Below are 18644 nucleotides of genomic sequence, written 5' to 3'. Positions count from 1 at the left end.
CCCACTCGGAAGGAACGACCATGCGCCTCCGCCATGCCGCCCTGGTCCTCGCCGCCACCGGCGCCCTGCTCACCAGCACCGCGCCGCTCGGCACCGCGGCCCCGGACGACGCCACCGCCGCGCACCACCCCGGTGGCCCCAAGCCCACCGTGGTCCTCGTGCACGGCGCGTTCGCCGACGCCTCCGGCTGGAACGGCGTCATCGCCCAACTGCAGCGCGCGGGCTACCCGGTGATCGCCCCGGCGGGTCCGCTGCGCGGCCTCGCGGCCGACTCCGCCTACATCGCCAGCGTGGTCAAGTCGGTGACCGGCCCGGTCGTCCTGGTCGGCCACTCCTACGGCGGCGCCGTGATCAGCTCGGCGGCCGTCGGGCTGCCGCAGGTCAAGGCCCTGGTCTACATCGCCGCGTTCGTGCCCGACGCGGGGGAGAAGCTGGGCGACCTGGCCGCGAAGTACCCGGGCTCGGACCTGCTGACCGCGCTCAAGCCGGTCCCGTTCGACGACGCCAACGGCCCCGCGGGCGTGGACCTCTACATCGACCCGGCCCAGTTCCGGAAGGTGTTCGCCGCCGACGTCCCCGGCAAGGACGCCGCGGTCATGGCCGCCGCGCAGCGCCCGGTGAGCGCCAACACCTTCGGCGACGCCCCCACCGCCGCGGCGTGGCGCACGGTGCCGTCTTGGGCGCTGGTCGCCAAGCAGGACCGGGCGATCCCGCCCGCCCTCGAGCGCTTCGAGGCCCAGCGCGCGGGCTCGCGCACCGTGGAGATCGACTCCTCGCACGTCGCGATGATCACCCACCCGGACGTCGTCACCCGGCTCATCACCAGCGCGGCGCACGCCACGGTGAAGTAGTTCGAACGTGCGAAGAGGGCGCCACCCCGGGTCGGGGTGGCGCCCTCCTCATCGGTCGCTAGTGCGCGGGCGGGGTCTGGCCGAACGGCGGGGCCTGCGGACCGCCCTGGTGCGGCGGGGCCTGGGGGCCCGGCTGCCCGGGGTAGCCCTGCGGGCCGTCGAGGGCGGGGTAGCCGCCGGGGTCCTGGGGCGGGACCGGGCGTCCCTGGCCGGGCGGGGGCACCGGGGGCAGGTACTGGGTCGGCTCGGCGTTCTGCTCGCTGCGGGCCTGGGCGGCCGCGGAGTGGGCGGGCTCGCGCAGGTCGCCCTGCCGGGAACCGCTCACCGGGTGGGACTCCAGGTGCTCGCGCACCCGTGGGATCTCCTCGCCCGCGCGGTCCAGCCAGGTCTCCCACCGGCTCTGCATCGGGCGGATCAGACCGCCGCCCACGCCGACCACGGCGATACCGCCCGCGGTGGCCAGGACCGCGATCAGCACCGGCATGGTGACCGTGGTGGCCACCCCGATCTGGTTGAGCGCGGCGATCACGCCCAGCGCGAGGATGAACACCGACGCGCTGGTGGCCAGCAGCCTGCCGTAGGACAGTCCACCCAGGACGTTGCCGAGGAAGTCCTTGGCGGCCCGGGCGATCGCGGCGGCGACCACGATGATCAGGATCGCGACCGCGGCCCTGGGCAGCCAGGCGACGATGTCGGTCAGCAGCGCCGAGACCGGGTTGGCCCCCCACACGCCGAAGGCGATCTGCAGGGTGATCAGCAGGATGGCGTAGTACACCAGCTTCGCGATGATGTCCGAGGCGTCGTGGTTCGACCGGGCGAGCAGCTGCTTGACCCCGCCGCGCTCGACGACCCGGTCGAAACCGACCCGTTCGAGCACGCGGTCGACCAGCTTGGCGACGAACTTCGCGACGAACCAGCCGACGACGAGGATCAGCGCGAAGCCCAGGAGTCTGGGCACGAAGGTGATGACCATCCGCCAGGCGTCGGAGAAACCGGCACCGATGTCGACGGCGGCTAGGTTGTGGGCGGCCACGGCGTCTCCTTTGCTTTTCGGGGGACTTGACCGTGGTATTACCCAGTCGTGCGGTGCGCACACCTGTTGTGGGGGTTGTCCGCGCCGCTCGGCGGGTAATCAGACGGACATGGCCACTGTTCGCGCGCAGATACCCGCTTCGCCCGCCCAGGTGTGGGCCATCCTCGCTGACGGGTGGACTTACGCGTCCTGGGTGGTCGGCGCCTCGCACATCCGGCGGGTAGAGGAGGGCTGGCCCGCGGTGGGGACCCGGATCCACCACAGCGTGGGGGCCTGGCCCGCGGTGATCCAGGACAGCACGCGGGTGCTCGTCGCACATCCAGGGTCGCTGCTGGAGCTGGAGGCCCGGGTGTGGCCCGCCGGGACGGCCGTGGTGCGGTTGGAACTCGCCGCTGTCGACGGTGGGACCGAGGTGACGATGGTGGAGCGGGTGGTGCGGGGGCCGATGGCCGTGCTGCCTTCTCGGGTGTTGGACGTGGGGCTGGCGGCGCGTAATCGGGAGGCTTTGGGGCGGTTGGGTGATCTAGCTGTGCGTGGGGCTTAGCTGCTCCCGTGTTTGCTCCCGATGGTCCTACTTCCCCTCCGCCCGTGTCTTGGCTGCGTATCGGATGCAGGGGGCGGAGTGGTCAGTGGTGTATTGCCCTGGTCATGGTGCGCATGAGGGATCGGTAGGCCGGGCCGTACCAGCCGTTGGCTGCTAGGGCTGCCCTTGCCGCGTTGGCGCCTGGGCTGCCGTGTACTCCGCCGCCGGGGTGGGCTGAGGCGCCTGCGAGGAAGAGGCGTTCGATCACTGTGTCCGGCCTTGCCAGGCCCGGGGTGGGGCGGAAGACCAGTTGCTGGTGGATGCCTGCGGTTCCCGCGTTGATGGCGCCCTCCACCAGGGAGGGGTTGCCCCGTTGCAGGTCCGCCGGGCCGGAGACGACTCTGCCGACGATGCTGTCCTTGAAGCCGGGGGCGTGCCGTTCCACGATGCCCTCGACCTTGGTGGCCCAGTCCTGCAGGCGCTCCCTTGACCAATCCCCGCCTCGGGGGACGTGGCTGTAGAGCCAGGCCGATTCGGTGCCCTCGGGGGAGCGGGTCGGGTCGGAGGTGGTCATCTGGCCCAGTAGCAGGAACGGGTTCTGGGGGACGTGGTTGCGGGCGAGGTCGGCGTCCACGGCTACCAGTCCGTCGTTGTCGACTCCCAAGTGGACTGTGCCGGCCTGGCGGGCTTCGGTCGCGGTCCAGGGGATCGGGGTGGACAGGGCCCAGTCGATCTTTATCGTGGCGTCGTCCCAGTCGAACTTGCGCAGGTCGTCGACGAGGGTATCGGGCAGGAGGTCTTCGCCGATCAGGTCCAGGTAGAGCGCGGTGGCGGGGACGTCGGCCAGGACTGCTCGCCGTGCTTGGACGTCGCCGTCGGCGGTGCGTACGCCGACTGCCTTTCCTTGTGCTGTCAAGATCTTCGTCACTCGCCGGTTGCACTCGACTCGGCCGCCGCGTGCGGTCAGGCGGTTTACCAGGGCCTCGGTCAGGGCGCCCGCGCCGCCGACCGGTACGGGGAATCCGACGTCTTGGCCCAGCATGGCCAGGAGCCAGCCGAAGACCGCGCTGCCCGCCTGGGTGGGGCCGAGGTCGGTGTGCATCGCGTTGCCCGCCAACAGGATTCGAGCGCCCTCGCCGGTGAACAGCTCTTCGCCCAGTCGGCGCACCGGCATGGTCACCATCCGGGCCGCGCGCAGGGCGTCGCCCACGCCAAGTGTCCACAATAGACTCAGGCCCGCGCGGACCGGGGGGAACGGGCGCAGCAGCGCGGTGAGCAGATCGTCTCGGAGATCGAGGTAACGGTCGTACTCGGCGCGCCAGGCGTCGCCGTCGCCGGGGGCGAAGCGCTCCACCGACTCGGCCGTGCGCTCCACGTCCCTGGACAGCAGCACCGCGCGGTCGTCGGGCAGGACGTGGGCGAGGACGGCCGGGGCGTGGCTCCAGCGCAGGCCCCAGGCGGGCAGGTCGAGCTCCGCCAGCACGGGGGAGGCGGCGGCCAGCGGGTGGAAGGCGCTGAACAGGTCGTGCCGGAAGCCCGGCACCGTCAGCTCGGCCGTGCGCACGGCGCCGCCGGGCTCGGGGCTCGCCTCCAGGACCAGCACCGCCCAGCCCGCGTCCGCCAGGATATTGGCCGCCACCAAGCCGTTCGGGCCACTGCCGACCACCACCGCGTCCACGGCCATCCGAGCTCCCGTCCTCCGGCGGGCACCACCGTCGACTGGTGCCCGACTGCCGTCCATGGTGGAGGAATCACCGGGGGCGGGCGCGGGCAAACCTGGTCCCGACCCCCCGCCCCGGCGCCGAGTGGCCGGTGGATAGGGTTGCCCGACCGGACCCGAGGTTGAGCCCACAGCCCCGCTGGCGTTGTGCGTGCGCCCTCACTTAGGTCCCCGCCCACACGGGTTGGCGCCCGCGCGGCGTTACGCTCCGGCCATCGGTTCGACTAGGAGGCAGCATGACCACGGAATCAGGGCGATCGGACAACCTCGCGGCGCTGTTGCGCGACCGGGCCGAGACCCTGACCGCGCGCTGGGTCGAGCTGTCCGCCGCCCCGCTCAAGGGCAGGCTGAGCGTGGCCGAGCTGGACCGGGAGCTCACCGAGCTGTACTCGGTCCTGCTCGCCGCGGTCGAGACCGGTAACCGGGACGCCCACGGCTCGGCTTTCGCCGACGTGCGCGCCCTGCTCTCCGACATCTCCCGGCGCCGGGCCAGGGCCGGGTTCACCCCGACCGAGACCGCGATCGGCGTGTTCGCGCTCAAGCAGGCGTTCTTCGAGCTGGTCGACCGGGCCGAGGGGGCGGGCCTGGGCGACGTCGTCGTGCTGTCCCAGCTGCTCGACGCGCTCGGGCTGTGGACCTTCGAGAGCTACGCCAGGGCCCGCGAGGAGGTCATCGACGAGCAGGCCGAGCAGCTGCTGGAGCTGACCACCCCGGTGGTCAAGCTCTGGGACGGCGTGCTCGCCGTGCCGCTGGTCGGCACGCTGGACTCCGCGCGCACCCAGGTGGTGATGGAGAAGCTGCTCGAGTCGCTGGTCAGCACCGGCGCCGCGCACGCGATCATCGACATCACCGGTGTGCTCGCGGTCGACACCCAGGTCGCCCAGCACCTGCTCAAGACCGTGATGGCCGCCCGCCTGATGGGCGCGGAGTGCACCATCTCCGGCATCCGCCCGCACATCGCGCAGACCATCGTCGGCCTGGGCATCGAGTTCGGCGACATCCCCACCAAGGCCTCGCTGGCCGACGCCCTGCGGCACGCGCTCAAGCGCTCCGGCGTGGACTTCGTGCGCGCGGACGGGCGGCGCTGAGCGTGGAGCGCATCCCCATCCTCAAGATCGGCGACGTGCTGCTCGCCTCGATCCAGATCGACCTGCAGGACCGCGACGTGCTCGCGCTGCAGGAGGACCTGGCCGAGCGGATCAGCGAGACCGGTGCGCACGGGGTGATCCTGGACATCACCGCGGTGGACATCGTGGACTCGTTCATCGGCCGGATGTTCGCCACCATCGCGGCCACCTCGCGGCTCTTCGACGCGCACACCGTGGTGGTCGGCATGCGGCCCGCGGTCGCCATCACGCTGGTCGAGCTCGGGCTGACCCTCGGTGAGGTGCGCACCGCGCTGGACCTGGAGAAGGGGCTGGCCATCCTGGCCGAGCTGGGCGAACAGGCGCCGAGGTGACCGACCCGTCCGCCCGCGAGGACATCCCGATCACCGCGGACGAGGACGTGGTCCGGGTCCGCCAAGTCGTGCGCGCCTACGCGCAGCGCGCCAAGCTCGGCCTGGTGGACCAGACGAAGCTGGTCACCGCGACCAGTGAGCTGGCCCGCAACACGCTCATCTACGGCGGTGGTGGGACGGCCACCGTGCGGCTGGTCACCGAGGGCAGGCGCCAGGGTGTCTCGGCCCGCTTCCACGACGAGGGTCCGGGTATCCCGGACACCGAGCTGGCCCTGACCGACGGCTGGACCAGCGGCGGCGGGATGGGTCTGGGCCTCAGCGGCGCGCGCAGGCTGGTCGACGAGTTCGAGCTGGACACCGAGGCGGGCCGGGGCACCACGGTCACCGTGGTCAAGTGGTCCCGGTGACCCAGGAGCCCACCGCCGAGGACGTCGTCTGGTTGCCGGTCGAGGACCCGTCCGCGGTCGGTGCCGCGCGCCGGGCCGCCACCGGGCTGGCCGAGCGGCTTGCCTTCGGCCCGACCCGGGTGGCCGAGGTGGCGCTGGCGGTCACCGAGCTGGCTACCAACCTCGACAAGCACGCCGAGCAGGGCGTGCTGCTGCTGCGCGCGCTGCGCACCACCGAACTGGCCGAGATCGAGATCGCCGCGGTCGACCGCGGCCCCGGGATGGCCGACCCGGAGCTGGCCTTCGCCGACGGCCACTCCACCGCGGGCACGCTGGGCATCGGGCTGGGCTCGGTGCGCAGGCTGGCCGACTCCTGCCGGGTGCGCTCCACCCCCGGCCGGGGCACCGTGCTGGTGGTCCGGCTGGGCCCCGACCGCGTCGCCACCAGGCCGGCCGAGGTCGCCGGGGTGACCCGCCCGATGGTGGGCGAGGACATCTGCGGTGACGCCTACGCGGTGCGCCGCGACGGCGCCCGGCTGCTGCTGATGCTCTGCGACGGCCTGGGCCACGGCCCGCTGGCCGCCTCGGCCTCGCAGGTCGCCGTGCGCACCTTCCAGGACGCGGACTGGGCGCCGCCGGACGCGATGGTGCGCAAGCTGCACGCGGCGATGAACGGTGGCCGCGGCGGCGCGCTCGCGGTGGCCGAGATCGATCCGGACGCGGGCCAGGTGCGCTACTGCGGGTTGGGCAACATCGCCGGGTTCGTGGTCGCCGAGCGCAAGCAGGGCATGGTGTCGCTGCCCGGGATCGCCGGCTACCAGGCCCGCACGACGCGCCAGTTCGCCTACGAGCTGCCCGAGGGGGCCACCGTGGTGCTGCACTCCGACGGCCTGACCGACCGGTGGCTCGCCGACGACCGCGGCCTGTGGCGGGCCGACCCGCTGCTGGTCGGCCTGGAGCTGCTGCGCGACGCGGGCGTGCGCCGCGACGACGCCAGCGTGCTGGTGGCGAGACCGCGGTGATCGAGGAGCTGCTGGTGGAGTCGCTGCTCGGCGAGCAGGCGGTGTTCCTGCTGCGCCAGCGCGGCCGGGAGGTGGCCCGCGCGGTCGGCATGGAGGCCCAGGACCAGATCCGGGTGGCCACCGCGCTCAGCGACCTGGGCCGGATCCTGCTCACCGGCGACGTGCCGCTCTCGGTCACCTTCGGGCTGACCGAGGACCCGGTGCCCTCGCTGTGCGTGCGGCTGCGCACGCAGCTCTCGAGCGTGCCGGTCACCGAGCCCGGCTGGGTGACCGCGCAGCGGCTGCTCGACGAGGTGCGGGTCGAGCCCGGCGGTGGCCGCACCGTGGTCCTGGTGCGCAAGGCGGTGCCGAGCTACCCGGGGCCCGCGGCCCTCGACCGGCTCCGTGCCGAGCTGGCCAGGCTCGCCCCGGGCAACGCCGCCGACGAGCTGCGCGCGCAGAACGAGGAGCTGCTGCAGACCCTGGAGAGCCTGGAGCGCAAGCAGCAGGAGCTGCTGCGGCTCAACGCCGAGCTGGAGGAGACCAACCGGGGCGTGGTCGCGCTCTACGGCGAGCTCACCGAGGAGCTCGACGAGACCAACCGCGGCGTGGTCGCCCTCTACGCCGAGCTGGACCAGAAGGGCATCGAGCTGCGCCGGGCCAGCGAGGCCAAGACCCGGTTCTGGTCCAACGTCAGCCACGAGGTGCGCACCCCGGTCAACTCGATCGTCGGGCTGGCCCGGCTGCTGCTCGGCCCGGGTGCCGAGCCGTTGACCGCCGACCAGCGCAGGCAGCTGGAGCTGATCAACACCTCCGGCACCGGGCTGCTCACCCTGGTCAACGAGCTGCTCGACGTGGCCAAGGCCGAGTCCGGGCGGCTGGCCGCGCAGGACTCCGAGGTGGACCTGCGGATGCTGTTCGCCCAGCTGCGCGACAGCTTCCTGCCGGTCACCCGCGGCGGCCCGGTCGCGCTGGTGCTCGACGAGCTGCCCGCCGGGCGGGTGCTGCGCACCGACGAGACGCTGCTGGTGCACATCCTGCGCAACCTGGTGTCCAACGGGCTCAAGTTCACCGAGCGGGGCGAGGTCCGGGTGAGCGCCACGGCCGATGACGAGCAGTGGACCTTCCGGGTCACCGACACCGGGATCGGCATCCCGGCCGACCACGTGGACAAGGTCTTCGAGGAGTTCCACCAGGTCCCCAACCGGCTGCAGGCCAAGAGCGCGGGCACCGGGCTCGGCCTGCCCTACGCGCGCACCCTGGCCGAGGTGCTCGGCGGCACGCTCGACCTGCGGAGCAGCGCCGGGGAAGGCACTGTTGTCACCGTGCAACTGCCTGTTCGCCCGGCTGAGGCGGGTCCGATGCCCGGATCGGTGCTCGTGGTCACCGCCGACGACACGCTGCGTTCCCGGTTGACCACCGTCCTGGACGCCCTGGTCGACACCGTTCGCGAGACCGCCGACGGCGCGGGCGCGGTGCTGATGGCCGCCGCCGAGCCGCCCGGGCTGCTGGTGCTCGACCTCGCCGCCCCGCACGCCGAGGAGTGCCTGGCCGGGCTGCGCCGCGCGCCCCGGCTGGCCGCGACCCCGGTGCTGGCCCTGGAGTCCGCCGACCACCGCGACCGCGACGGCCTGGCGGTGCTGCGCACCTCCCAGCTCACCGCCGAGTCGGTGCGCGAGGCGATCCACCGAGCCCTGGCCACGTCGCCGTGACCGCGCGGTCCTACGAACACCAGGACCGCCCGGCCCGGATCCTGATCGTCGACGACACCGAGGCCAGCCGCTACGTGACCGGTGGCTGGCTGCGCCGCAACGGGCACGAGATCATCGAGGCGGACACCGGCGCGGGCGCGCTGGCCGCGGTCCACGCCGCCCCGGTCGACCTGGTCATCCTGGACGTAAACCTGCCGGACATGAGCGGTTTCGAGGTCTGCGAGGCGATCAAGAGCGACCCGGTCACCGCGGCCCTGCCGGTGGTGCACGTCTCAGCCAGCCACATCGAGCCCAGCGACCGGGCCGCGGGCCTGACCCGGGGCGCCGACGCCTACCTCAGCGAGCCGGTCGACCCCGGCGAGCTGCTGGCCACGGTCAAGGCCGCGCTGCGCTACTACCGGGCCCGGGCCGCCGCCGAGCGGCTGGCCGCCCGGCTGTCCAGGCTCACCGCGGCCAGCCTGGAGATCAACGCGACGCGCAGCTTCACCGCACTGGTCACCGCGGCCACCCAGGGCGCCGCCGCGGTGCTCGACAGCGCGGCCACCGTGCTGCTGCGCAGGCGCGACGGCAGCGAGCTGTGCGGCAGCACGGCGGGGCCGGGCGCGGCGGTGTCGATCTCGTCGGGACCGGTGGCGCACCTGTCCGAGCTGCGCCTGCCGGACGGCACGACCTCGGCGGTCCGCGCGCTCGACGTGCCCGGGCAGCACTGGCCCGAGCAGGGCAGCTGCGCGGTGCTGGCCCGCACCAAGGCCGAGCACCCGGTGACCTGCGTGGCGCTGCCCGCGTCGGCGGTGGTGGCGCAGGAGGAGCGCGACCTGCTCGTGCAGCTCGGCCTGGCCGCCGCGGTGGCCGCGGAGAGCCTGCGCGCGTTCGCCGACGAGCACGACGTGGCCCTGGCCCTGCAGCGCAGCCTGCTGCCCAGCGGCCTGCCCGACCACCCGGGGGTGACGATGGCCGCCCGGTACGTGCCCGCCTCCACCGTGGCCCAGGTGGGCGGCGACTTCTACGAGGTCACCCAGCTCGACCACCGGCTGCTGGTGGCCATCGGCGACGTCACCGGCCACTCCATCGAGGCGGCCACGGTGATGGGCGAGGTCCGGCACGCGCTGCGCGCGTACGCGATCGAGGGGCACCGCCCGGAGGCGATCATCACCCGGCTCAACGCCATGATCCGGCGCTTCCACCCCGAGGGCCTGACCACCCTGTGCCTGCTGCTCTGGGACCCGGCCGCGGGCACCGCGACGATCGCCAACGCGGGGCACATCCCGCCGCTGATCGTCGACCCGGAAGGCGCGCGCTACCTGAGCCTGCCCGGCGCCCTGCTGGGCATCAACACCACCCGGCCACCGGAGTCCACCGTGGACATCCCGCCCGGGACCACGGTGGTGCTGATGACCGACGGGCTCATCGAGCGCCGGACGGTGTCGCTGGACGTGGACATGGAGGAGCTGCGCGCGTCGATGGACCCGGCGGAGCTGCCGGAGGCCATCTGCGAGCGGTTGCTGGCCGACTTCGGCCGGGACAAGGACGACGACATCGCCCTGCTGGTCCTGCGCCGCGACGGCTGACCGAGATGTCCGGATTCACCGTGATCGCGGCGGGTTGACCAGCGTATTCACTGTATTCAATCCTGGTCGCGGTCCTTGAGTGCCGGGGGCCGGTGTGCTCATGCTTAGTGCCCCACCGCACCACCCCCGGGAGGCAGCACCGTGACCTTGGCTGCGACGAGCGCGGACAGTGACCAGGGCGACGAGTCCGCCGTCCCCGTCGAGCTCGTCGACGCGCTGCGCGACGGACCGTTCCACCACGCGCTGGACGTGGCGTTCCGGCAGCGCGGGCTGAGCCTGGAAGCGGTCCAGCGGCGGATCGCCGGCCGCGGCGCCGGGGTCAGCCAGGCCACGCTGAGCTACTGGCGGCGCGGCGGGCGCAGACCCGACGGCGACAAGTCCATGCGCGCGGTGCGGGCGCTGGAGGAGACCCTCGGCGTCCCGAAGGGCGCGCTGGTCCGGCTGATCGGGCAGCAGCGCCCGCGCGGGCGGTGGGCGGGCGACGGTGTCGGCGACGGCGCGGTCGGGCTGGCCACCGTGCTGGACCTGGCCGAGCCCGCGGCCATCGAGTCCTGCGAGGGCATCGACCTCGAGGGCAACGGCAGGCTGGCGCTGATGTCGGTGCAGCAGCACCTGCGGGTCAGCGCCGAGCGCACCGAGCTGTCGGTGTACATGGAGCTCGTGGTGATGGCCAAGGCCAACGGCGTCGACCGCTGGGTGTCGTTCTACCTGCCGCCGGACGGCGACGGCCACCGCCCGGTGATCACCCGCACCGAGTGCTGCCGATTGGGCCGGGTCCGGATGGACCCGGAGACCGAGCTGGCGGCGGTGGAGCTGCCCTTCGACTACCCGCTGCGCGCGGGCGAGACCTACGTGTTCGGCTTCGAGATCACCTACGCGGGCGCGCCCGCGCACGCCGAGTTCATCCAGTACGGCCTGCGCACCCCCGCCCGCCAGCTGCTGGTGCGCGCCTCGTTCGACGAGCGCGCCACGCCGGTGCGCTGCTACCGCTACTTCAAGCCCAAGCTGATCGGCGACGAGTCGGTGCGCGAGTCCGAGCTGCCGCTCGGGCCCAGCATGACCTGCCACATCGCGGTGCTCGACGCCCCGCCCGGGGTGCACGGCATCCGCTGGGAGTGGGAGTAGTCCCCCGGGGGTAGTCCACTGTGGACTGATCAGGCCGGGGCCGCCACCCCATCGGGGACGTTTGTGCGGCATCCGGGCGATCATGCGGGCGTTCGCCGCCGTTCGGCTGCATCCTCGACCGGGTGACCGGTGACGAGGGGGTGACGGTGAGCGAGGCGGCCGTGCGGTGCGCGCTGGCCACCCTGGAGGTGACCGAACTCCCCGCCCGGCTGGCGGCTGCCGCGGCGGCGGACCCGGAGGTGAGCGCGATCGCGGCTGGGCGGGCCGAGCCCGCGGGCGACTGGCCCGCCGAACTGCCCCGGCTGGTGGTGGTGCGCGTCGGCGAGGACCTGCTGCGGACGATGGCGCCCGGGTCGCGCTTCCGGTACGCCACCGCGCCGGTGGCACCGGTCCAGCCGATCGGCCCGGACTGGTTGGGCGCGCACGCGGCGGTCGTGTTGGGCGCCGTGCGCGCCGCGGCGCGGTTGCGGGCCTGGGACCTGTCGGCGGCGCTGGCGACGGCCGTGTGGCCGGTCGCGCCGGCCGACACCGGGCTGGACTGGGCGCGCGCGGTGGCCAAGTGGGGCGCCGAGGCGGCGGTGGCGGCCCGGGACCGCCGCGCGTTCGTCCGGCTGCTGGCCGCGGGTGCGGCCTGGTTCGCCGACCGCGGCGACTTCCTCACCGCCGAGGCCTTCGGGGTGCGCGAGCTGGCGGCCCGGGAGCGGTTGGGCGACCCGGCGGGCCTGGCCGACGTGCTCACCCGGCGCGGGCACGTCTACCGGCGGTGGGGGCGGCTGCACCGGGCAATGGACTGCTACCGGCGGTTGCTCGTCGTGGAGCAGGGCCGGGAGGACCCGCTGGGCACGGCCCGGGCGCTGGCGCTGTTCGGCACGGTGCTGCTGGACGCGCGGCGGACCGCGCCCGCGCTGGCGCACCTGGAACGGGCGGTGGGGGTGTTCGCGGGGCTGGGCAGGCCGGTGGAGCACGCGCGGGCCCTGGTGGCGCTGGGCACGGCGCTCTGGCGCGACGACAACCCGCGACTGGCCCGCCGCAGGCTCAGCGAGGCGCTGGCCCTGCTGGTCGACCACGACGAGCGGGGGGCCGCCGAGGTGCGCGCGCTACTCGCCGACCCGGACCGACTGCTCGGGTGAGGGGCGCGGGTCGAACTCGTCGGTCGCCGGGGGCGTCGGGTAGCGCAGCGCCAGCAGGGTGAGCACCTCGGTGCACAGGAACACCTTCCGGTAGGCCCGGTTGTCCATGCTCGACAGGAAACCGAGCTCGACCAGCCTGCGCGCGGTCAGCAGGGTGGTCTTCTCCGAGAGGCCGTGGTCCTCGCCGAGCCGCTGGTGGGTGGTCACCGGGGTGAGCACCAGACCGGCGGCGGCCCGGCGCAGGCTCGGCGGGCCCCCGGCCACCGCGGCGAGGTGGCGGGCGCGGACCGACTCCAGCCGGGCCACCAGGTCCAGCTGGGCCAGCGCCTGGTCGCGGATGCCCGCGGCGTAGAACTCGACCCAGGCCTCGACCGGGCCGCCCCGGGCGTAGTCGCGGACCTGGGCGCGGTACTCGTCGCGGTGGCTGTCGAGCCAGGAGGAGACCGGGAGGACCTGGTCGGGCAGCAGACCCTCGCGGTGCAGGGCCAGGCAGCTGAACAGCCGGGCCACGTGCCCGTTGGCCTCCGGGTAGGGCTGCAGGAGCTCGATCTGCAGGTGGCCCAGCGCGCTCTTGGCGACCCGGGGCAGCGGGCTCTCCGAGCGCACCCACAGCGACCACTGGTCCAGGCTGCTGCGCAGCAGCGCGCCCGGCGGCACGGTGAGCAGGTACGCGCGCTCGGGGCCCGGGCCGCCCAGCCAACCCTGCCGCGCGCGCAGACCTTGCTCGCCCGAGCGCGGGCCCAGGCCGGTCAGGACGGCGCTGACTTCGCCGAGCAGGTCGGCGTCGAGCGCGGCGCCCGCGCGCAGCCGGTCGAACCCGTGCGCCGAGCCCGCGACGAACCGGCTGACCGGGTGCCCGTCGTCGTCGGCGACCCCCTGGGCGAGCAGGAAGGCCTCGACCAGCTCCACACTCGACCCGGCGAGCCCGGCCGAGCTCTGCGCGTCGCGGACCCGGGTGCAGAAGGTGAACAGCGGCACCGAGAGCCGCCGGACCGCCTCGGTCAGCCTGCCCAGCGCGTGTTCGGCCTCGGCCGCCGTACGGCTCACCACCGAGGGCAGCACGACATCGGCGGGCAGCGGCCGCGGCGCGAACGCCGACGTGCCGCGCAGCGCCTCGGGGAGATCGGGGGACTCGGCGGGTCGCACCCATTCCCCGTGCCGGAGAAGTGCGTCAGTCATGACCCGAGTCTGGCACAACCGGCAAGATCGACATCTAATGCAGGTTTATGCGAGATAAGATCAAGTAGCGGCCCGGGCCACCGCGGTCCGGTTGTCTCCGGGCCGGTTGGCGCAGGTGGCGGTGGTTCGGCATGTCGTTCCCGGGCAAGGGATCCGGCTCGCGCTGCTCCGAATGAGTGGCCTTTGTGCGGGGTCGCTGGGACGTTTCCGCGCAAATCCCACACTATCGAGGGAGTGCTACTTTCCGTCGACGTCCAATTCCCATTTCGCGGTTGGTTCAACGCCCAATGCCGACTCGAAGGACAGCAGGGTGTCGACGACCAGCGCGCGCTGGGCCGGCGTCAGCGGGGCGAGCGCGGCGCGCCACGCGGTGGCGCCGCGGGAGAGCCACTCGGTGATCGACGGCAGGCTCCGCGGGGCGATGCCGACGACGCGCCTGCGCCGGTCGTGCTCGTCCTCGTGCCGGGTGAGCACGCCCTTGCGGCTCAGGTCGCCGACCATCAGGCTCGCCGTCGTCGGCGCCACCCCCAGCCGCGCGGCCAGGTCGTTCACCGTCATCGGGCCGTCGAAGAGCAGGCAGGACAGCAGGGTGAGGTGCCGCGGGGTCAGCGCGAGCGAACTCAACCCGGGCGGCACCGGGATCCGCTTCGCCCGGCCGACGAGCCGCGGCAGGAGTGGCAGCAGGGCGCGCACGCCGTCGTCGAGCTCGAGCCCGTCCGTTGACACCCCGGCCCTCCCGGAGATAGCTTTGCTTGCAAAGATGTTTTGTCCAGCGGGGAGATCGTACGGGAGGGGGACTGTCGTGCCGCACTACGCCGTGCGCATGGTCGAGGACACGCTGGCCGGTGCCGAGCCCGCGGTGATCCGCGCGCTGACCGACGCGGTGGCCGAGGTCTACGGGGAGGGTTTCCGCTCACTGGTCGCGGTGGACCTCGTCGGTGTGCCGCGCGAGCGTTGGGGAGTCGGCGGCGACCAGGTCGCGGGAACGCCCGCGGAGGTGAGCCTTTCGTTGCGGGAGGCCGCGTTCGCCGTGCCGGGCGCGCCCGCGCGGCTGATCACCGCGATCGCCGACGCGATGGGCGGTGTCTTCGGCGCCGACACCCGGGCCCGGACGAACGTCGTGCTGACCGGCGTGCTCCCCGGGCGCTCCGGCCTCGGCGGCGAGGTCCGGTGAGCGCCCGGGGCACGCGCTAGCGGGTCGGCGCCTTCGCCGCGATCGCCGCCTTCATCACGTCCAGGCCGATCAGGTTGAACGGCCTGCCGAGGCTGCGCATCAACGAGTTCTCCGTGGGGCGGTAGACGCCGCGCTTGTAGTAGTAGCCGCCCTGGAAGGTGCCGATCACGCCGCCGTCCGGGGACGCCTTGCCGAGGTAGGAGTACCACTTGACGCGGTAGCGGGTCATCGTGGCGCTCTGGTAGGTGGAAACGTTGACCTCACGCGGTTCCGCGCCGGTGTAGAGGTCGTTGGGGTAGTCGTACTCGTCGGCCAGGCCGCCCACCGAGTGGCCGAGCTCGTGCGCCACGATCTGGCCGGACTGGGCGTTGCCGCCCGAGGAGGTGGCCACGGTGCCGCCCGCGCCGCCGTACTTGGTGCTGTTGGCGACCGCGAGCACCTGGTCGACTCCCGGGGCCAGCGCGGCGTACTGCTTGGCCTTGGTCTCGTTGACGCAGAGCAGCCGTTCGGTGTCGCCGCACCAGAAGTACATGTCCAGCGCGGTGCTGCGGGCGGTGCCGCGGGACGGGTCATTGTCCACACCGGACTGGGCGGAGACCACGTTGACCTGCCACACGTTGAACGAGTTCTTCATCGACTTGAACGGCTCGACCTGGATCAGCTCGTTCCAGCGGTTGAGCACGTGCTGGTGGTAGGTGGCCAGCTGCGCGGAGGTGTAGCCGTCGCCGACGAAGACCAGGTCGAAGCGCGAGGCGGACGGGCCGGTCTGCTGGATCGGCACCACCTCCGCGGTGACCGCCGCGAGCGGGGCGGCGGTGGCGACCGGCCGGGTGACGCGGGTGCGGGTGATCGAGCCGTCGGGGGAGAAGACCTCCTTGACCTCGGTGCGGGTCGGTGGTGCCGCGGGGTTGGCGCTCGCGGCCGGTTGGACGGCGGCGAACGCCGTCGCCGCCGCCAGCGCGGCGAGCAGGGACAGGGTGGGCTTGCGCATGCGTGCTCCAGGTTCAACGCAGGGGGGACCGGGCGTGCGCCGGGCCGGAGGCGCCCGGTCAGAGCTCGTCCAATATCGCCCGCGCGGAGCGGGCCGCGGTAATCACAGCTCCCATAACGCGTTTTTATACGTACGACAATCGGTTGAGTGGCCGCCGCCCGCGGACCTAGGCTCGGGCGATGGAACTGGAGCTGCGGCACCTGCGGACGCTGTGCGCCATCGCCGACACCGGCAGCCTCACCAAGGCGGCGACGGTGCTGCGGCTCTCCCAGCCCGCGCTGACCGCCCGGCTCAAGCGGGTCGAGGCCGAGATCGGCGCGCCGCTGTTCCACCGCGGCCCGCGCGGCGTCATCGCGACCCGGCTGGGGGAGTTCGTGCTGGTGCGCGCCCGGACCATCCTGCACGGCGTGGCGGACCTGAACATCGGTCCCGACCGCTACGCCGACGCCACGGCCCCGGTGATCGCCCTCGGCGGCGCGCTCGGCTCGGTGTCGGTGGGGCTCGCGGAGCGGATCAGCGCCGAGCTCAGCGGCGTCGAGGTCCGGCTGACCATGGAGTACTCGCCCCGGCTGCTGTGGGACCTGCTGGTCGCGGGCAGGCTCGACGCGGTGGCCACGGTCGACTACCCGGGCTACGAACTGGTGTCCACTTCGGACATACAGTGCGCGCGGATCGCCGCCGAGCCGGTGTACGTGGCGCTGGCCGAGACCGACCCGCTGGCCGGGCGCGCCGAGATCGGGCTGTCCGAACTGGCCGAGCGCACCTGGGTGATGACCCCGTCCGACGGCGCGGGCTGGCCGGACTGCTTCCACCACGCCTGCGAGCGCGCGGGTTTCACCCCGCGTGTCCTCTACACCTCACCCAGCCCCGACTCCATCCGCGACCTGGTGGCGGGCCGGGGCGCGGTGACCGCGTGCCAGGTCGTCTACCGCGACGGCGGGGGCGTGGTGGTCCGACCGCTGCTGGGCGACCCGGTGCGGATGCGGCACGTGCTGGCCATCCGGCGATCCGGGCGGCTGGCCGCGCACGCCGACACGGTGATCGCCGCCGCGACGGCGGCCTACTGGTCCTACATCGAACTGCACGGCCACCGGCGCGACCGGCTGCCGGCGTCCGTCGACTGAGGCGCTCAGTCGCGGCGGGCCAGCACGGCCTGGGTGGCGACCATGGCGACGGCGAGCAGCACCACCGCGATCGCACCGGCGCCGCCGACGGCCGCGAGCAGCGCTTGGTCGGCGGTCCGCGTCCGGGACACCTGGATGATCAGCGGGTTGACCGGCGGCATTCCCTTGACCAGCAAGAAGACCAGCAGCAGGGCCAGGGTGGTGATCAGCGCGTAGCCCGCCCGGCGGATCACCAGCCGGGAGCTGACCAGCCCGATGGCGGTCCCCACGCAGGTCGCGGTCAGCTGGGTGCCCAGGCCGGCGCCGACGTCGAGCCAGGTCATCTCCTTGTTGCCCAGCGCGGCGGGCATGGCGACCGCGACGCAGGCCAGCAGCAGGAAGGTGCCCAGCACGACCAGCACCACGGCGACGAGCAGCGGCCACGACCGGCCGACCGCGACAGCGGTGACCATCCGTCGCACCCGGTCCTCCAGGCCGGCCAGCGCGACGGTGAGCCAGGCCGAGCACACCAGCGCGGCACCGGCCATCGAGGCGAAGACCGGCGGCGCGGGGTAGCTGCCCGCGTCCTTGGCGAACAGGCCGAGGAAGCCGAGGAAGAGCAGGACCGGCGCCAGGTAGCGCTGGGAGTGGACCAGGATCGACACGGTGTAGCGCAGCAGGGCGGTCACCGGGTACCCGCCTCGTCGACCCGGACGACCGACCAGCCCTCGCCCAGCGCGGTGAGCAGCAGGCGGTCGGTGTCGGCGCTGGGGGCCAGCACCACCACGGCGTCGCCGTGGCGGCGGGCGGAGAGGGCCAGGGCGGGAGCGCCGGTGACCCCGGCGGGCGGGCGCAGCACCAGGCGGGTGACCGGTTCGGTGTCCGGCGCGCGCACGAGGCGGCCCTCGACGCAGGTGTGGACGACGTCGGCGTACTCGCGCACGACCGAGCCCCGGTGCTCGGTGAACACCACGATGCCGTCGTCGGCGGCCACCTCGGCCACGATGTCGCGCAGCACGCCGTGCGCGGCCACGTCCAGGCCGGACCAGGGCTCGTCGAGCACCAGCAGGCCGGGTGGGACGAGCACGGCCTGGGCGATGGCGACCTTCTGCAGGTTGCCCTTTGACAACTGGCGCAAGGGTGTTTCCGCTCCGCCTGCTAGTGCTAGGCGGTCCAGCACGTCGTCCGCTCTTGATTTTGCGTCCTTAGTGGACAATTTGCGTATGCGTCCCATGTGGACTAGGTAGGTCCTGGCGGAGAGGCGCTCGTCGGAGGGGAAGCGCTCTGGTACGTAGCCGACTCGGTCTGGCCGGTCGGTGACGGTGCCGGTGGTTGGGCGGGTCGCGCCTACCAGTATTCGCAGCAGGGTGGACTTGCCTGAGCCGTTGTTGCCGGTGATGGCGGTGATCTGGGCGGGGGGCAGGTCTAGGTCGACGTCGGTGAGCACTGCTCGCTGACGTCCGTAGTGCTTGGTGATGCCTTGCAGGCGCACGGGGGTAGCCAAGCGGATGTGCTGTGAAGCAGCTGTGATGGCTTGGGTCTACAAGGGACTTTGCTGTGCCTTGGTGTTGCCGTCTTCGTTGCCCGAGTAAGAGCGTGGGCTCGATCTAGTGAACTCGCTTCGTGTGGGGCCCCTAGAGCACCGCGGTGGTGAAAAAAGGGCGGGTGAAGGGCATTCCCCACCACCGG

19 protein-coding genes are annotated in these 18644 nt (G+C 73.1%); 12 read left to right on the top strand and 7 right to left on the bottom strand.

Annotated features, from left to right (window positions below; genetic code table 11):
* The first annotated feature begins 20 nt into the window (after window positions 1–20).
* Window positions 21–851, top strand: a complete 831-nt coding sequence (locus QSK30_RS34775) for an alpha/beta fold hydrolase (RefSeq protein WP_285509601.1) — start codon at window positions 21–23, stop codon at window positions 849–851.
* A 58-nt stretch (window positions 852–909) separates the two neighbouring features.
* Here the strand turns inward: QSK30_RS34775 and QSK30_RS34770 are convergent, their stop codons facing one another.
* The gene (locus tag QSK30_RS34770) at window positions 910–1884 is read right to left on the bottom strand and encodes a mechanosensitive ion channel family protein (protein ID WP_285509599.1); all 975 of its coding nucleotides are present in this window, start codon (window positions 1882–1884) and stop codon (window positions 910–912) included.
* Between the two features lie 109 nt (window positions 1885–1993).
* Here QSK30_RS34770 and QSK30_RS34765 point away from each other — a divergent pair, with 109 nt between their 5' ends.
* A complete protein-coding gene (locus tag QSK30_RS34765) occupies window positions 1994–2428 on the top strand; it encodes an SRPBCC family protein (protein WP_285509597.1) in 435 nt (144 codons plus the stop codon).
* Window positions 2429–2510: 82 nt separating this feature from the next.
* On the opposite strand, the gene QSK30_RS34760 is transcribed toward QSK30_RS34765, so the two are convergent.
* Window positions 2511–4091, bottom strand: coding sequence for a phytoene desaturase family protein (locus tag QSK30_RS34760; RefSeq protein WP_285509595.1), 1581 nt, complete (start codon window positions 4089–4091; stop codon window positions 2511–2513).
* Window positions 4092–4363: 272 nt separating this feature from the next.
* Between QSK30_RS34760 and QSK30_RS34755 the strand changes: the two genes are divergently transcribed.
* From QSK30_RS34755 to QSK30_RS34720, 8 genes are all read left to right on the top strand, one after another.
* Window positions 4364–5215: an STAS domain-containing protein gene (locus QSK30_RS34755; RefSeq protein WP_285509593.1), complete on the top strand. Its 852-nt coding sequence runs from the start codon at window positions 4364–4366 to the stop codon at window positions 5213–5215.
* Between the two features lie 2 nt (window positions 5216–5217).
* On the top strand, window positions 5218–5586 hold the full coding sequence (locus tag QSK30_RS34750) for an STAS domain-containing protein (RefSeq protein ID WP_285509591.1): 369 nt from the start codon (window positions 5218–5220) through the stop codon (window positions 5584–5586).
* Entirely contained in the window at window positions 5583–5993 is a 411-nt protein-coding gene (locus tag QSK30_RS34745; protein WP_285509589.1) for an ATP-binding protein, read from the top strand. Before QSK30_RS34750 ends, QSK30_RS34745 begins: the two co-directional genes overlap by 4 nt.
* Complete coding sequence (locus QSK30_RS34740) at window positions 5981–6994, top strand: ATP-binding SpoIIE family protein phosphatase (RefSeq protein ID WP_285509587.1); 1014 nt, start codon at window positions 5981–5983, stop codon at window positions 6992–6994. Before QSK30_RS34745 ends, QSK30_RS34740 begins: the two co-directional genes overlap by 13 nt.
* Window positions 6991–8685, top strand: a complete 1695-nt coding sequence (locus QSK30_RS34735) for an ATP-binding response regulator (RefSeq protein WP_285509585.1) — start codon at window positions 6991–6993, stop codon at window positions 8683–8685. The genes QSK30_RS34740 and QSK30_RS34735 overlap by 4 nt, the downstream gene beginning before the upstream one ends.
* Window positions 8682–10253 carry a fused response regulator/phosphatase gene (locus QSK30_RS34730; RefSeq protein ID WP_285509583.1) on the top strand — a complete coding sequence of 524 codons (1572 nt, stop codon included), beginning with the start codon at window positions 8682–8684 and terminating at the stop codon, window positions 10251–10253. The genes QSK30_RS34735 and QSK30_RS34730 overlap by 4 nt, the downstream gene beginning before the upstream one ends.
* A 141-nt stretch (window positions 10254–10394) precedes the next feature.
* Window positions 10395–11378: a helix-turn-helix domain-containing protein gene (locus QSK30_RS34725; RefSeq protein ID WP_285509581.1), complete on the top strand. Its 984-nt coding sequence runs from the start codon at window positions 10395–10397 to the stop codon at window positions 11376–11378.
* Between the two features lie 122 nt (window positions 11379–11500).
* The gene (locus tag QSK30_RS34720; protein ID WP_285509580.1) at window positions 11501–12508 is read left to right on the top strand and encodes a tetratricopeptide repeat protein; all 1008 of its coding nucleotides are present in this window, start codon (window positions 11501–11503) and stop codon (window positions 12506–12508) included.
* Here the strand turns inward: QSK30_RS34720 and QSK30_RS34715 are convergent.
* Window positions 12476–13687 carry a Fic family protein gene (locus QSK30_RS34715; RefSeq protein ID WP_285509579.1) on the bottom strand — a complete coding sequence of 404 codons (1212 nt, stop codon included), beginning with the start codon at window positions 13685–13687 and terminating at the stop codon, window positions 12476–12478. The two genes, QSK30_RS34720 and QSK30_RS34715, sit on opposite strands and share 33 nt — an antisense overlap.
* A gap of 237 nt (window positions 13688–13924) precedes the next feature.
* The gene (locus QSK30_RS34710) at window positions 13925–14413 is read right to left on the bottom strand and encodes a MarR family winged helix-turn-helix transcriptional regulator (protein ID WP_285509578.1); all 489 of its coding nucleotides are present in this window, start codon (window positions 14411–14413) and stop codon (window positions 13925–13927) included.
* A 76-nt stretch (window positions 14414–14489) separates the two neighbouring features.
* Here QSK30_RS34710 and QSK30_RS34705 point away from each other — a divergent pair, with 76 nt between their 5' ends.
* On the top strand, window positions 14490–14861 hold the full coding sequence (locus QSK30_RS34705) for a tautomerase family protein (RefSeq protein WP_285509577.1): 372 nt from the start codon (window positions 14490–14492) through the stop codon (window positions 14859–14861).
* Between the two features lie 16 nt (window positions 14862–14877).
* On the opposite strand, the gene QSK30_RS34700 is transcribed toward QSK30_RS34705, so the two are convergent.
* Entirely contained in the window at window positions 14878–15852 is a 975-nt protein-coding gene (locus tag QSK30_RS34700) for a M64 family metallopeptidase (RefSeq protein WP_285509576.1), read from the bottom strand.
* 179 nt (window positions 15853–16031) lie between these two features.
* Here QSK30_RS34700 and QSK30_RS34695 point away from each other — a divergent pair, with 179 nt between their 5' ends.
* Window positions 16032–16976: a LysR family transcriptional regulator gene (locus tag QSK30_RS34695; protein WP_285509575.1), complete on the top strand. Its 945-nt coding sequence runs from the start codon at window positions 16032–16034 to the stop codon at window positions 16974–16976.
* Between the two features lie 5 nt (window positions 16977–16981).
* On the opposite strand, the gene QSK30_RS34690 is transcribed toward QSK30_RS34695, so the two are convergent.
* Together QSK30_RS34690 and QSK30_RS34685 are read right to left on the bottom strand one after the other, a co-directional pair.
* On the bottom strand, window positions 16982–17644 hold the full coding sequence (locus QSK30_RS34690; RefSeq protein WP_285509574.1) for a hypothetical protein: 663 nt from the start codon (window positions 17642–17644) through the stop codon (window positions 16982–16984).
* The gene (locus QSK30_RS34685) at window positions 17641–18447 is read right to left on the bottom strand and encodes an ATP-binding cassette domain-containing protein (protein ID WP_285509573.1); all 807 of its coding nucleotides are present in this window, start codon (window positions 18445–18447) and stop codon (window positions 17641–17643) included. Before QSK30_RS34685 ends, QSK30_RS34690 begins: the two co-directional genes overlap by 4 nt.
* Window positions 18448–18644 lie beyond the last annotated feature (197 nt).

Source organism: Actinokineospora sp. NBRC 105648, from assembly GCF_030269645.1.
In the GTDB taxonomy this organism is placed as follows: Bacteria; Actinomycetota; Actinomycetes; order Mycobacteriales; family Pseudonocardiaceae; genus Actinokineospora.
Note: the sequence above shows the minus strand (reverse complement) of the source record. Positions and strands in the feature narration are given on the sequence as shown.

Excerpts from the sequence above, each read along its gene's own strand:
- QSK30_RS34700 (WP_285509576.1), bottom strand. The coding sequence starts at position 15,852 with ATGCGCAAGCCCACCCTGTCCCTGCTCGCCGCGCTGGCGGCGGCGACG.
- QSK30_RS34760 (WP_285509595.1), bottom strand. The coding sequence starts at position 4,091 with ATGGCCGTGGACGCGGTGGTGGTCGGCAGTGGCCCGAACGGCTTGGTG.
- QSK30_RS34715 (WP_285509579.1), bottom strand. The coding sequence starts at position 13,687 with ATGACTGACGCACTTCTCCGGCACGGGGAATGGGTGCGACCCGCCGAG.
- QSK30_RS34765 (WP_285509597.1), top strand. The coding sequence starts at position 1,994 with ATGGCCACTGTTCGCGCGCAGATACCCGCTTCGCCCGCCCAGGTGTGG.
- QSK30_RS34695 (WP_285509575.1), top strand. The coding sequence starts at position 16,032 with ATGGAACTGGAGCTGCGGCACCTGCGGACGCTGTGCGCCATCGCCGAC.
- QSK30_RS34775 (WP_285509601.1), top strand. The coding sequence starts at position 21 with ATGCGCCTCCGCCATGCCGCCCTGGTCCTCGCCGCCACCGGCGCCCTG.
- QSK30_RS34755 (WP_285509593.1), top strand. The coding sequence starts at position 4,364 with ATGACCACGGAATCAGGGCGATCGGACAACCTCGCGGCGCTGTTGCGC.